This is a genomic window from Streptomyces sp. GbtcB7 (assembly GCF_019091445.1).
Taxonomy (GTDB): Bacteria; Actinomycetota; Actinomycetes; order Streptomycetales; family Streptomycetaceae; genus Streptomyces; species Streptomyces mirabilis.
Map to the genome: position 1 here is coordinate 1 of NZ_JAGXJM010000083.1, position 12,888 is coordinate 12,888.

The window sequence follows — 12,888 nt, forward strand, 5'->3', positions numbered from 1 at the left end:
TCGGCGGATCGGGTGTCGCTGGTGTCGGTCACGCTTCCCCTCGCAAACCAGGCTGCCGTCTCGCGTACTGTATCCGGCCGTCTTCGGGCCGGCCGGACCGGCGTTCATGGTGGGCAGCCCCATGCAGCGAAGGGGTCTTTGCCGGGCGGCAAGGCTCCGCTGCGGCGGCCGGGGTGCCGACTACTACGGCCCCGGCCCCCTGGGGGCTGATCCCGGTCCCCGGGAACACCCTGTTCGCGCGGGCGGTCGCCGGGAGGCGCATGTTCTGGCCGGGCAAGCTCGACCGACCGCTCGCCCTGCACTACCTGCCGGATCTCGCGCGGGCACTCGTGATGCCGGCCGACAGCGAGGCGTCACGGGGACGGGCGTGGAACCTGCCCTCTCCCAAGCCTCTGACCGGCCGACAGTACGCCGCCGCAGCGGCCCTCGACGGCCGCACGCGCGTGAGCGCAGTACCCAAGCTCGCCCTGCGGACCGCGTGCCTGTTCGAGACCCAGGCACGCGATGTGACGGAGATCTTCTGGCAGTTCGACCGGCCGTTCCTGATCGAAGCGAGCGCCATCGAAACCCACATCGGACAGCTGACCCTGACGCCCCAGGCCGACGCAGTAGTCCAGACCATGGCTGGACACCGGAGGGAGGCCGAGAACCACCGGCATGCTGGTTAAGACAAGGGCTTAAGTGGCATCCGGCCGGCGGGCGTCAGCTCGCCCGTCTCGGGCCCGACGGCGAACTGGGCGACACTGTCGGCTGTGCTGTTGTTGACGTAGAGCCGTCGTCCACTGGGGTCGATGACGAAGTTGGTCGGACCGCTCACGCCCTGGCTGGTGTGGCCGATGACGGAGAGCATCCCGATCGGGCGGTCGATCCGGTAGCCGGTGATCGTCCTCCGACATCCCAGGTCTACGTGCTCTCGACTCTCACCGTATTGAGAATGTGCGCAGCCTGGCCGCTCTCTACCTGCTCCCCGGCCCGTCCTCTCCCGTCCGTTCGCCGTCCGCCGGGCGCGCGGCTGCCCGGTGCATGCGGATCACCGCGTATGTCTCGCCGTCTCTCGGCGGCCGCGTCCATGAACGGGTGGTGAATGTGTGCAGCCGCCCGTTCGTGATGGCATGACGGGGCAGAGACGCACCGAACTCCCCGGCCACCGCTTCCAGCAGCGACCGTTCCACCTCGGCCCCGTCCTCCAGGGCGCCGAAGAACCGGCTCGGGTTCAGCGCCCGCGGTATCTCCCCGCTCTGCCGGATCTCCCTGTCCACGTACGTGAATGCGTACTGCTCGGCACCGTCTTGCGCCACCGAAAGGTGGAAGAACGGTTCCCCGTGCCATGTCCTCAGGCCGCTCCACACCACCACCGCACGGGTGCCCGCGCTGGCGGCCGCGGCCGGGGAGACGAACCGACGCTGGTCGAACGGGGCGGGATCGCCGTCGAAGGCGAAGCTCCAACCGGTGCCGGTCCGGCCGACCGCCATGAGAGCCCTGTCGTCGTAGGACGAGAACTCCCTCTGGTTGTGCGGCGACCTGTGGCGCGCCTCCCAGAGTGTCGTGGGTTCGTTCAGCACGGTGCCGTCCCCGTCCCCGTCCGCGAGACGTCCGGGCAACTCCTCCGGCTCGACCCCCTCCACCAGGACGAACCGGTAGGACGTGCGGTTGTTGCCCAGGTCCGGCTCCGCGAGCCACGCCAGGTCGCTCGGGTCGAGCCCGGCCGCCGGCCTCGGTGCCTCACCCGCCTGCCCGCCCCTCGGCGTGGACAGCAGCTCCCGGCCCCGCTCCGGGGTCAGCAGCGGCCCGAGCACCGGGTCGGCCACCCACCCCAGCGGCGCCAGGTGGTCCGGTCCCAGCGGCTCCCACAGGGGCAGAGCATTTATCAGCGTCCGCCATGCCCCGTCGGTGTCTCCCCACCGCGCCAGCTCCCGCGCCCGCTCGACCCTCTCCCCGAACGGTCCGGCCGCCGTGTACGCAGCCGCCGCCAGACGTCCGCCTCCCGCCGCTCCTCGGGCCCGGCGTCCTCGTCCAGGTACTCCTCGAACATGTCCGCGAGTCCTGACTCGTTGTTGTGCCAGTGCGCGTCCTCGGTCCCCGCCAGCAGCCACACGAACCCGCCCGCGTGCCGCCACCCGTCGCTGACCTTGAGGAACTCCCGGTACGACGGGGGCATCCGTCGGCCGAGGCGCTCCTCCATGGCTGCGATCCGCTCCTCCGACGCGGGCGGGAACCCCAGCCACCGCGCTTGCCGGGCGGTCGCGTCGTCCTCGCCCCGCGTCTCGCCGTCCGGCAGGGAATCTGCCCACTCCCCGCTCCACCTGAGCAGGAAGGACCGCCAGTCGAATGCCGTGGTGTCCGTCATGCGCCCGATGCTGCCACTCACCACTGACAGTGCTCCGTTGCTTGCTGCGGCCGACAGGACCCTTTTGTACGCGACCGGCCTGGCAGGCTGTGCCAGCGTGCTCGCGCCCTGTTTGGTCGATGGAGAAGTCGGCGAACTCCACGTCGGTCAAGGCGATCCCAAGGCCGTGGGCCCGTCTACCTCCGTCCCGCAAGTTGGCGTGTCCCAGTGCACGTGCGAGGCACCATCTGCTGCTCGCCCGTCCGGCGTCCCGGGCGGCGAACAGCTCTCACGCGCCGGGCAGCGGCCGGTCAGAGTGTCTGCGGCAGAGCCCGCCCCGTCGCCTCGGCTTCCTTCGGCGCGGCGGGTCCCGTCCGCTCGGGGCCCTGGCCCCGCCCTCGGCTGAGCTGCGCCCCGACCGCCGAGGTGACCAGGCTCAGCGCCGCGGCCGTGTACCAGACGACCCGGAAGGCGTGGTGCGCGGTGGCGTCGACATGGGAGCCGACGACCGCGACCAGGACGGCGACGCCGATCGTGGCCGAGATCTGGCGCACTGAGTTGACCAGCGCCGACCCGGTCGCCGCACGGTGTCCCGGTACCGCATGCACGCCGGCGGCCACCAGTGTGCCCAGGGCCAGGCCCACTCCCGCACCGGTCAGCAGCTGGCTGGGCAGCAGCTCACTCACGTAGTCCGGTGTGACCGACGCGAAGATCGCGAACCAGACCATGCCACCGGCGAACAGCACGCCGCCCGCCGCGATCAGCGGTCCCTGCTCGAAGCGCTGCGCGGCGCGGGTGGTCAGCACGGTGACGACCGGCACGAGCGCGGGGCCGGGGGCCAGGGCGAGACCGGTGCGCAGCGCGCTCCAGTGCCAGACCTCCTGACACCACAGCACGTTCGACAGCAGCATGATCGAGAAGGCCACGCCGAACAGGAGGCTGCCCGCGTTCGCCGCACCGAAGCGCGGCAGCCGCAGCAGGTCCAGCTCGAACAGCGGACGGGGGTGCCGCAGGGACCGGAGCACGAACGCGGCGCCGCCGATCACGGCGACGGCCAGCAGCAGTAGGGTCTCGCCGCTCGTCCAGCCCTGGTCGGGTGCCTGCACCAGTGCCCCGGACAACGACGCGATCGAGACGATGACCAGCAGGGCGCCGAGGAGGTCGGGCAGCGGCCCGGTCTCCCGCGCGGCCGGCTTCGGCAGCGCGGATCGGCCGACGACGAGCGCCGCGATGCCGATGGGCAGGTTGACGGCGAAGACCCACCGCCAGTCCACCTCGGTCAGCAGGCCACCGGCGACGGGCCCGGCGGCCGCGGCGAGTCCGCCGACCCCGGCCCAGCCGCGGGTGGCTTGGGTGCGGCGCTCGGCCGGCACCGCCGCCAGCAGCAGGGCTAGGGAGGTCGGGATCTGGGCCGACGCCCCTACGGCCTGCACCACCCGGGCCACGATGAGGGTTCCCAGGTTCGGGGCCAGGGCACAGCCCAGCGACGCGAGCGTGAAGACGGCGATCCCGGCGAGGAAGACCGGCCGCTGCCCTATGCGGTCACCGGCACGCCCGGCCACCACCAGCAGCGCGGCGAAGGTGATCGCGTAGGCGTTGAGGACCCAGGACAGCGATCCGAGGCCCGCTGCGCCGCCGCCCCCGGAGAAGTCCTCTCCCACGGCGGGCAGCGCGACGTTGACGATCAGCAGATCCAGGTTGGTCATGAAGACGGCCACCAGGACGACTGCGGCAGCCGCCCGAGGGTGCTTTGAAAATCGAAGCAGCATGGACATGGCGCAACCCAAGCACAGGGTGATTTGGAAATCAAACCCTGCCGGGTGATACTGGGACAATGACCACACGCATCGATCCCCGGGACATGGCGGGGCGCCCGTGCTCCCTCGCCGCGGCGCTCCAGATCATCGGTGACCGCTGGGCCCTGCCGGCGATCCGCGAGGTCATGCTCGGCAACCACCGCTTCCGGCAGATCGCCAGGAACACCGGCGCTCCCACGGACCGGCTCGCCGCGCGCCTGAAGGCGCTGGTGGAGAGCGGCGTCCTCGAACGGCGCCCGCTGCCGGACGACGCCCGCTACAGCGGCTACTACCTGACGGAGGCCGGGCGCGATCTGGGGGCCATCACCCGCGAGCTGATCGGCTGGGGCGACCGCTGGGTCGTCACCGCACCGCCCGGCCGGATCCGGCACCGGGATCACGAACTCGTCACCCACACGGTGTGCGAGACCTGCGGCGAGCGGGTCCACGGGGAAGATGTCCACCGTGACGACCTCGTACCCGGCTGGGACCAGTCGGGCCCGGTGACGACCCCGTAGACCGAACGGTCCCCACCTCAGCGAAACGAAGGTCCGGCCTGATCAACGGCGCCCACGTCATCCTCTACAGCCAGGACGCGGAGGCCGACCGCGCCTTCATCCGCGACGTCCTCGCCTTCCCCGGTGTCGACGCGGGCGGCGGGTGGCTGATCTTCAAGCTGCCCCCGGCAGAGATCGCCGTACACCCCACCGAGGGCGCCCCCCCCAGCACGAGTTCTGTCTGATGTGCGACGACCTCGACGCCCAGCTCGGGGAACTGCGTACGCGGGGCGTCGAGATCGCCCGCCCGGTCAGCGAACAGCGCTGGGGCAGGCTGACGGCGGTGCGTCTGCCCAGTGGCGCCGAACTGCCGCTGTACGAACCTCGCCACCCCGTGGCCCACAGTCTGTGACACTCGAGCGGCCCCGCCCGGGGGCCACCGGATGTGCTGACGGCACCGCCCCGTCACGGTGAACCAGATCGCCGGTGACAACCGTCGTGGTGCCTGGTTGCAGGGGCTGGTGGAATCATCCGCCGGGACGACCGCGTTCCCCCCGCGGAAACCCGGGCGGAGGCGGCCCGGATGCTGAGAAAGGTGGCGACATGCTGGAGACGGTGGGCCTGACGGCCGACGAGAGCGAGGTGTACCGCCTTCTGGTCGCCACCGGGACGGCGTCCGCTCAGGACATCTCCGGCCGCTCGGCCCTCGACGTCGTGACCGCGCGGCTGCTGCTGCGCGCGCTGGAGCGCAAGGGCCTGGCGTCGGCGGCCGAGGACAGTCCCGAATGGTTCACGGCCGTGCCGCCGCAGGTGGCCCTTATGCCCCGGCTCCAACGCCACTTCGACGCCCTGGAACAGACCCGGGCCGCCGTTTACGAACTGGCGGAGACACACCGCCGCAGCGCATGGGCCCGGAGCACGGGCGAGGCCGTCGAGATCATCACCGGCGCGGCGGCACTGCGCCAGCATCTGCGCCAGCTCCAGCACGGCGCCGGCCGCGAGATGATGTGGTTCGTGAAGGCCCAGTACGTGGCCATGTCACCGGAGAGCAATCAGGAGGAGTTCGACGCGCTGGACCGGGGCGTGCTCTACAGGGCCCTGTACGAGCAGGCGTACTTCGACGACCCCGACTCGGTGGACTACGTCGTCAAGGGCGTGTGCGCCGGAGAGGTCGCCCGGGCGGTGCCTCTGCTGCCGCTGCGGATGGCGATCGCCGACCGCTCGGTGGCCATCCTGCCGCTGGCCGCCTCGGGCACGTCCCGCAACCCCCGGGAACTGCGGGCCGCGGTGGTGCGGGAGAGCAGCCTGCTGGACGCGCTCATCGCCCTGTTCGAACACCACTGGGAGATCGGTGCCCCGCTCCGGGTGACCGAGGAGGGCCAGATCGGCGGCGCCGGCACCACGGATGCCGCCTCGCCGGTCGGGGAGGACCGGCACCTGCTCTCCCTGATGGTCGCCGGCATGACGGACGAGGCGATAGCCGGACAGCTGCGGGTCAGCAAGCGCACCGTCCAGCGGCGCGTCCAGGGCCTGATGAGCCTGGCGGGCGTCGCGACCCGTATGCAGCTGGGCTGGCACGCGGCCCGCCGCGACTGGCTCTGAGCACGGCGGACGCCGCAACGCACACGAACAGGGCCCACCGGACGTGTTCGGCGGGCCCTGTCCCCGTTCGTCCGGCCGCTGCGGCCGGGCTGTGCTACTCGCGGAAGCAGCTACTCGAGGACGTGACTACTCCGCGAAGGCGGCTACTTGAGCAGGTAGCCCTTGATGACGGTCTCGTTGAAGGAGTTGCCCGTCGCGTCCTCGACGTGGACACGCAGGCTGACCGAGCCGCCCGCGGCGCGGCGCGGGTGCTCCACGGTAACGGTGCGCTCCATGCCGGAGCCCTTGACCCGCACCGACTGCCAGGTCTTCCCCTCGTCGAAGGAGACCTCGGTGGTGAAGACGCGGATGGGCGACGCCGGGGCGCCGGCCGTCCGCTGGATCAGGACCGGGATGTCGAGCTTGCGGCCGGCCTCGGCCCGGTTCCACTCGTCCAGCTTCGGCGACATACGGACCGCGTACAGCGGCAGCGCCTGCCGGGTCGCCGTGCTCTGCGACCGGAACCGCCATTCCGCCCGCACACTCGTGGAGACGGAGCTGGGGGCCATGTCACGGTTGTGCTCGACCGTCAGACGGTAGTCGGCGGGGGCGGCGTCGGCCGGGACGTCGCTCATGCTCCAGTCCTGGGAGACCAGCTCGCCGTTGCGCCACAACTTCACCTCGGGCAGGCCGGACGTGGTGTCGGCCACCAGGTCGAGGTTGCCGTTCGCGGCCGACTGGAAGGGCCGGTACATCGTGTCGCCCTCTCGGAAGGCGGCCATCTGGGACGAGAGGCCCACGGCCTGGATCCCGCCGTTCCAGCGCTCCTCGACCTGGGAGCCGGCCTTGTAGCCGTGCAGGTCGCTCAGGTAGCTCTGCCCGTGCGCGTCCGGGTCGAGGAAGCTGTTCTGGTCGAAGGCCGTCTGCCAGCGCAGGCCGTCGCCCGCCGAGAAGTAGTCGACGCGCCGGGCAGGGACCGGAATTCCCTCCATCGCCCGGCCGCTGAAGCGGACGTTGCCGACGTACGTCCACACGATGCGCGTGGCCGTGGTTCCCGGCGTGGTGGCGGCGAACGTGGTGTTCACCCTGGCCAGCTCCGACTTGCGGGGGTTGTAGGCGGGATCCGCCGGAATGGCGCCGTGCACCGGTCGCGTGAGGTAGTAGACCGAGGCGGGGTTCCCGTCTGCGCCGGACGGGTCGCCCCAGACGCTGGTGACGAGGTACGTGAACTTCGAGTCCTTGTACTGGGCCGTCGGCACCGCGTACACACCGTCGATGTGGTCCGTGCCGATCGCGTTGTACATGGTGACCGAGAGAAGCTGGTCGGCCATGCTGATCGTGCCGATCTCGGCCGACATGATGCGCGCGGAGCGGCTCGGTGCCGACACCGTGACGGGCTTCGCCTTCCGGGCGTCGAGGGTCACTTGTCGGTCGGCGCTCATCACGACCTTCGGCACGCCGACGATGGTGCCCTCGGTGAAGGAGGCGTCGAAGTAGAAGCCGCTCACCGAGTAGGTGTCCTTCGGTAGTCGCACCACGGTGCTGCTCTTGCCGAGCGCCTCGACCTCGTACGCCTTGCCGTCGGCCGAGTTGACCAGCAGGTAGGCGTTGTCGGGGGCGGCGCCCGTGCGGCTCTTCATGCCGATGCGCAGGTCGTAGGACGGCTGCTCGACGTCCATGCCGAACGGGACGCGCACCGACACCTGGTGGTCCGCGGTGCTCGCGGTCACCACACCGCTGTAGGCGGCGTACGTCGTGGTGGCTTCCGGGGTCGCGGTGAGCGTGACGGCCGCCGTTCCGTGCGCGGGCACGGTGACCGTGTCGGCGCTGAGCCGGAACAGGCCGGCGGGAGCGGGCACGTCCTTCTTCCCGCTGCTCGGGTTGTCCCTCAGCTGAAGGGTGACCGGCGCGGCGCCTGGGTTGCGGTAGGTGATGGTCTTGGTCACCGGGGGACGCTTGCCGTCCGTCCAGCGGATCAGCCCGAAGTCCAGTGCGGTGGTGTCGGCGGTGACGTCCTGGTCGACCGCCCGGGCGACGTCGACGCGTCCGGCGCCCTGGAAGTAGGCGCCGTGCTCCTTGGCGCCGGTCGCCGACTGCATCAGCTGGCGCTTGACCTGCTCCGCCGTCCAGTCCGGGTGCTCCTGGAACAGGATGGCGGCGGCTCCGGTCACATGGGGCGTGGCCATGGACGTGCCGCTCATCGCGACATAGCCGTCATCGGCGGTGGTGCCGCCCGCCCTCGCGGCGACGACGTTGACGCCGGGGGCGATGATGTCCGGCTTGAGGCCGGAGTCGCCCACCCGCGGGCCGACCGAGCTGAAGACGGCGAGGTCGTCGTCGTCCTCGGCCGCGCCGACGGCCAGCGCCCGGTCGTCGGAGGCGGGCGAGGAGACCTTGCCGGGACCGCTGTTGCCGGCCGCGGCCACAACCAGCGTGCCGTAGTCACGGGTCACAGTGTCGACCATGGCCTCAAGGGCGTCGGTCTCCGGTGTGTCCGTGTCGCCCAGACTGAGGTTGATCACCTTGGCGCCGTGCTGGGCGGCCCAGGCCAGGCCCTCGACGATGTCGGAGTTGTCGCAGTTGCCGTCCGCGGTGCACACCTTGCCGGACAGGATCTGCACACCGGGTGCCACACCCTTGTAGCGGCCGCCGGAGGCCGCGCCGGAACCGGCGACCGTGGAGGTCACATGGGTGCCGTGACCGTTCAGGTCGTCGGTGTTCGGCTCGGTGGTGAAGTTCGCGGACTTGGTGACGAGGCCCTTGAGGTCCGGGTGGTTGGGGTCGTAACCGGTGTCGAGCACGGCGACCTTGACGCCGGTGCCGGTGTAGCCCTTCTCCCAGGCGTGCGGGGCCCCGATGCGCGGCACCGTCCTGTCGAGCTGGATCCTTGAGTGGCCGTCCAGCCAGACCCGGCGGACACCCGCTCCGAAGGACGTGGCGTCCGCCCGGCCGGGGGCGATGCCCTTCCAGAACCCGGCGGCGTCCGCGCGGTGTTCGCCGAGGGTCGCGAAGGGGGTCCCTCCGATGGGGCGGACGGTGTCGGCACCGGCGGCGGTCAGCTGTCGCCGGGCGGTGCCCGCGTCCCCGGCGTACTCGACGATCAGCGGCAGGCTCGACCGCTGCGCGTACTTGCCCCGGACCAGGGCGGAGACGTTGAACAGCGCCTTGTCGAGGCGGCCCGTCGCGAGCAGCGGGAGCGTGTCGGCGGGTATGACCGTCCAGTCGCGACCGGCCTGGCGCTTGATGAACGCGACTCGTTCGCGGCCCTCGGCGGGCTCGACCGACACACTCTGCTTGCCCGAGGTGTCCGTCTCCAGCGTGACGCGGTCGCCGGTGATCAGGGTGAGCTGATGCCGGGAGGTGATCGGCGACCGGGCCGCTCCGGTCTGCGCGGCGGCTTCCGTTCGCCCGGTGTGCGGGCCGAGGTCCTGAGCGGCGCCGGGGGCGGCGGTCAGACCGGCCACGAGCGCCACGAAGGCGGCGGCTGCCACCGTATGCCGAGGCCGGGGAGGGCGGATCCCGCGGCGCCACCTGTTGTTCATGTCTCTCATGGGAGGACAGCGTGGTGCCGTCAAGTGCCGAGGTCAGCAGTTTGCCCTGTCCACCAGGCGTCAAGTCACCTTTACGCCAACCCCTATCCTTCATAAAGAGGGCAAAAGTGGCCAGGTTGGCGGCTCATGGACGAACCGAGCGAGCCGCTCCCCGGGTGGTGTCAAGCCGGCCGCCGGAGATCACGCACAGACTTTCCTTCCCAGCTCGACCGGAAGCCCTTCGGCTGCCCTCGGCGGCGAGTACTGTGCCGTAACTCAGAGCCCAGAGCCCAGAGCCCTTAGAAGCCGTATCTCAACCGAACGTGATCCCGTGATTTCGCCTGCTCAGGCATGGTTTCGCTCGGGGTGAGGGAGGCATGTGGCGTCTTGTGTCCGCTTCATGACCGAGGGGTGCGCGGTGGCGTCGGTGCTGGGAATGCTGGAGGAGCGGGAGGCGGCGGCCCGTGTGCGGATGGAGGGTCTGCGGGAGGAAGTCGCGCGGTTGGCTGAGGTGTTGGAGGCCGCGGAGATCGAGCTGGATCGGCGGGTGATCGCGCGGGAGGAACTGGTCGAGGCCCTGGCCGTGTCCGCCGCCGAGACGACTGCCGTGACCAGGACGGCGCAGGAAACGGCGCCCTCACCAGTGCCGGGGTCGGTGGTGCCGCCTTGGCGGGACGGGCTGCCGGTGACCGTGCTCGCGCCCGACTACCAGCGGATTCTGGACATGCTGGAGGAGCGGCGGTCCGCGGGCAAGGGACCGGTGAAGGCCAGGGAGATCGCGGTGGAGCTGGGCCTTGGGACGACGCCGGCGAAGGTCGAGGGGGTGCGTTCGAAGGCCAGGCGCCTGGCGGATGGCTCTTCCTGGAGGCGTCGGGGATGTTCAGTGCCGGTCGGCGGCCCGTGGCCGTGCCAGACGCCGGCTCATCCGGGTGACCATCGACCACCGGATCACCGCCTCGCTGCTGGTCGGCAACGTCTCGTAGTCCCGGGCCAGGCGGCGAGAGTTCATCAGCCATGCGAATGTGCGCTCTGCCACCCAGCGTCTGGGGAGCACCACGAACCCTGTCATGTCGTCGGCGCGAGACAATCACACGATGGGGCAGCCGAGTTGGACTGGACGGGCTCGGACACGTACAACAAGGACACCAGCGCCTCCCGGCACTGCTCGGTCAGATTCGCATCCCCGAGCTACCGAGAGGCCCTGTCCTCATGCGCGTACGACGGGAAGATCACCCAGGCGGGAAACCTGTTCGAACCGCACGTTCCATGATCAGTTGAGATACGGCTTCTTAGTGGTCGGCTCTCGAAGTCCTTCAGGGGTTGATCAAGCTGCCAGCGCGACGGAGGATTCTTCCTGTCGATCGGCGGGTGTGTGCCGGTCGAGTCTGGTCAGCAGATCGTCCAGGTCGGAGTGGTGAACCTCCACGGGAACGGCTGGGCCGTCGCGTTGTAGTGGTCATCGAGTGCTCGGAGCCGGTCCCGGATCTGGGTCAGGTCGGTGAAGTCGTTGGGCGAGACGACCTTGCGTTGGACGATGGAGAAGAAGATCGCGATCTGGTTTGTCCAGGAGGCGTGGACGGGGGTATGGACCATGACCGCGTTCGGGAACGCTGTGGTCAGGCGGTCGATGGCCTTCTTCCCCCTGTGAGAGGAGCCGTTGTCGACGATCCAGAAGACGCGTCTGGCACTGGCGTAGGGCTCGGTGCTCATGATCTGGGTGACCAGGTTCATGAAGGGCACGATGCCGGTCTTCGGCTCGCAGCGGCCGAAGACCTTCGCCTGATGGACGTCGTAGGCGGCCAGGTAGGCCAACGCGCCGCCGCGGTCGTATTCGTGGTTGACGCGCATCGTCCGGGCCTGCCCCGGCGCCAGGGTCGGGTGGCAGCGGCAGCGCGCCTGAATGGAGGTCTTCTCGTCGCTGGAGATGACGTACTCGTCCTCGCCCAGCGGTTCGCCGTCGAAGGTACGGGCGCGCAAGTCGAGGACCCGCTGGGCCGTGGCGCGGAAGTTCGGGCCGCGGATGAAGATCCAGGACCGCTACTGCCAGGGCTTGATCGCGTCCTGGCGCAGCCAACGTCGCACCGTGGACGCCGAGATGCTGTCGGTGATCCCGCGTGCGGTCAGCTCGGCGGCCAACTCCGGACACGACCAGCGCGAGAGCGGCACGCCGGTCTCGGCGGGGAGTTGGCAGGCCAGCGCCTTGGCCTCGGCGACCTGTCCGGGGGTGAACCGTGCGGGGCGCCCGCTGCGCTTGCGGTCGGCCAGGGCCGGCAGCCCGCCGTCGGCGAAGCGGCCGCGCCAGGTCCGCACGGTGTCTATGTGCAGCCCGGTCTCGCGGGCGATGCGTGCGTTGGAGCACCCGCGGGCCGCATGCAGCACGACGGTGGCACGTTGCCGGGCCTGGTGCTCGGTCTTGTGACCGTAGGACGCCTTCTTCAGCCGGTGCCGCTCGGAGGCGGTCAGGACGATTGGACAGGCGGCGGCAACGGGCATGCAGACGGGCCGATCACGAGAAGTGGATCGCGACGGGCCGTACTCTGCGGCCCTTGGCCCTGCAAGCATCGGGCAGGATGGCGGCCCTGCCCACGGCCTCCGCTCCAGCGGCACTCAACACAGGGGACTCTCGGCTTTGGTGAGTTGCAGGCTCGCCTGCCACAGGTGCAGTCGGGCCGCGCTGTCGTATGCCTGGGCATGAGCGCGTGTGTCGCGGGTGCGGTCGTAGAAGTGCCCGGTGGTACCGGCGAGTACCGGATCGGTGACGAGCCGGTGGGTGGCGGTCACTCCTTCTTCCAGCGTGTCGATGCTGTATCCGATCTCGGCGAGGACGATCTTGGTCGGCATGTAGGTGGCGGGGTGCAGGCTGTTGACCGTGACCTCGTCGGCGGGCAGGCGTGCGGCGAGTTCGAAGCCGGACGTGATCTGGGCGAGCTTGCTCTGGCCGTAGGCTCGGATGCCGTCGTAGTCGCGCTCCAGCATCAGATTCTCGAAGTCGAGCGGGTGCTGGCCGATGGAGGCGACGTTGACGATGCGGGCCGGCGCTGACGCGCGCAGCAACGGCAGGAGTTCGAGGGTGAGCAGGAAGCCGGCGAGGTAGATGACGGCGAAGCGCAACTCGAGGCCGTCGGCGCTGGTGCGGCGGGTGCGGCCGGCCGGTTGCC

9 protein-coding genes and 3 pseudogenes are annotated in these 12,888 nt (G+C 70.4%); 4 read left to right on the plus strand and 8 right to left on the minus strand.

Annotation, left to right across the window (positions count from 1 at the left end; all coding sequences use genetic code 11):
- Window positions 1-173: 173 nt before the first annotated feature.
- Window positions 174-668: a hypothetical protein gene (locus tag KVT44_RS54395; RefSeq protein ID WP_217576532.1), complete on the plus strand. Its 495-nt coding sequence runs from the start codon at window positions 174-176 to the stop codon at window positions 666-668.
- Here KVT44_RS54395 and KVT44_RS54400 read toward each other — a convergent pair.
- The 3 genes and pseudogenes from KVT44_RS54400 to KVT44_RS54410 all read right to left on the minus strand — a co-directional run bounded on the left by KVT44_RS54400 (window position 665) and on the right by KVT44_RS54410 (window position 4,101).
- A complete protein-coding gene (locus tag KVT44_RS54400) occupies window positions 665-901 on the minus strand; it encodes a beta-propeller fold lactonase family protein (RefSeq protein WP_302832258.1) in 237 nt (78 codons plus the stop codon). The two genes, KVT44_RS54395 and KVT44_RS54400, sit on opposite strands and share 4 nt — an antisense overlap.
- A 55-nt stretch (window positions 902-956) precedes the next feature.
- Window positions 957-2,347: pseudogene (locus KVT44_RS54405) on the minus strand (SMI1/KNR4 family protein).
- A gap of 290 nt (window positions 2,348-2,637) precedes the next feature.
- Entirely contained in the window at window positions 2,638-4,101 is a 1,464-nt protein-coding gene (locus KVT44_RS54410) for an MFS transporter (protein WP_217576536.1), read from the minus strand.
- A gap of 59 nt (window positions 4,102-4,160) precedes the next feature.
- Between KVT44_RS54410 and KVT44_RS54415 the strand changes: the two genes are divergently transcribed.
- The 3 genes from KVT44_RS54415 (at window position 4,161) to KVT44_RS54425 (ending at window position 6,221) form a co-directional block, all read left to right on the plus strand.
- Window positions 4,161-4,640, plus strand: a complete 480-nt coding sequence (locus KVT44_RS54415; protein ID WP_054236497.1) for a helix-turn-helix domain-containing protein — start codon at window positions 4,161-4,163, stop codon at window positions 4,638-4,640.
- 223 nt (window positions 4,641-4,863) lie between these two features.
- Window positions 4,864-5,031, plus strand: coding sequence for a VOC family protein (locus tag KVT44_RS59610; RefSeq protein WP_254651180.1), 168 nt, complete (start codon window positions 4,864-4,866; stop codon window positions 5,029-5,031).
- A gap of 191 nt (window positions 5,032-5,222) precedes the next feature.
- On the plus strand, window positions 5,223-6,221 hold the full coding sequence (locus tag KVT44_RS54425; RefSeq protein ID WP_217576538.1) for a helix-turn-helix domain-containing protein: 999 nt from the start codon (window positions 5,223-5,225) through the stop codon (window positions 6,219-6,221).
- Between the two features lie 143 nt (window positions 6,222-6,364).
- On the opposite strand, the gene KVT44_RS54430 is transcribed toward KVT44_RS54425, so the two are convergent.
- The 5 genes and pseudogenes from KVT44_RS54430 to KVT44_RS54450 form a co-directional block, all read right to left on the minus strand.
- The gene (locus KVT44_RS54430; RefSeq protein ID WP_217576540.1) at window positions 6,365-9,742 is read right to left on the minus strand and encodes a S8 family serine peptidase; all 3,378 of its coding nucleotides are present in this window, start codon (window positions 9,740-9,742) and stop codon (window positions 6,365-6,367) included.
- 868 nt (window positions 9,743-10,610) lie between these two features.
- Window positions 10,611-10,793: pseudogene (locus KVT44_RS54440) on the minus strand (transposase); the annotation flags it as partial.
- A 326-nt stretch (window positions 10,794-11,119) separates the two neighbouring features.
- Window positions 11,120-11,707 (minus strand): transposase, encoded by a 588-nt coding sequence (locus tag KVT44_RS59615; protein ID WP_254651181.1) that lies wholly within the window; start codon window positions 11,705-11,707, stop codon window positions 11,120-11,122.
- 60 nt (window positions 11,708-11,767) lie between these two features.
- Window positions 11,768-12,223 carry a helix-turn-helix domain-containing protein gene (locus KVT44_RS59620; protein ID WP_254651182.1) on the minus strand — a complete coding sequence of 152 codons (456 nt, stop codon included), beginning with the start codon at window positions 12,221-12,223 and terminating at the stop codon, window positions 11,768-11,770.
- Window positions 12,224-12,337: 114 nt separating this feature from the next.
- Window positions 12,338-12,888, minus strand: a pseudogene (locus KVT44_RS54450) (3-oxoacyl-ACP reductase); the annotation flags it as partial.

Excerpts from the sequence above, each read along its gene's own strand:
- KVT44_RS59620 (WP_254651182.1), bottom strand. The coding sequence starts at position 12,223 with ATGCCCGTTGCCGCCGCCTGTCCAATCGTCCTGACCGCCTCCGAGCGG.
- KVT44_RS54410 (WP_217576536.1), bottom strand. The coding sequence starts at position 4,101 with ATGTCCATGCTGCTTCGATTTTCAAAGCACCCTCGGGCGGCTGCCGCA.
- KVT44_RS54415 (WP_054236497.1), top strand. The coding sequence starts at position 4,161 with ATGACCACACGCATCGATCCCCGGGACATGGCGGGGCGCCCGTGCTCC.
- KVT44_RS54430 (WP_217576540.1), bottom strand. The coding sequence starts at position 9,742 with ATGAACAACAGGTGGCGCCGCGGGATCCGCCCTCCCCGGCCTCGGCAT.
- KVT44_RS54425 (WP_217576538.1), top strand. The coding sequence starts at position 5,223 with ATGCTGGAGACGGTGGGCCTGACGGCCGACGAGAGCGAGGTGTACCGC.
- KVT44_RS59610 (WP_254651180.1), top strand. The coding sequence starts at position 4,864 with ATGTGCGACGACCTCGACGCCCAGCTCGGGGAACTGCGTACGCGGGGC.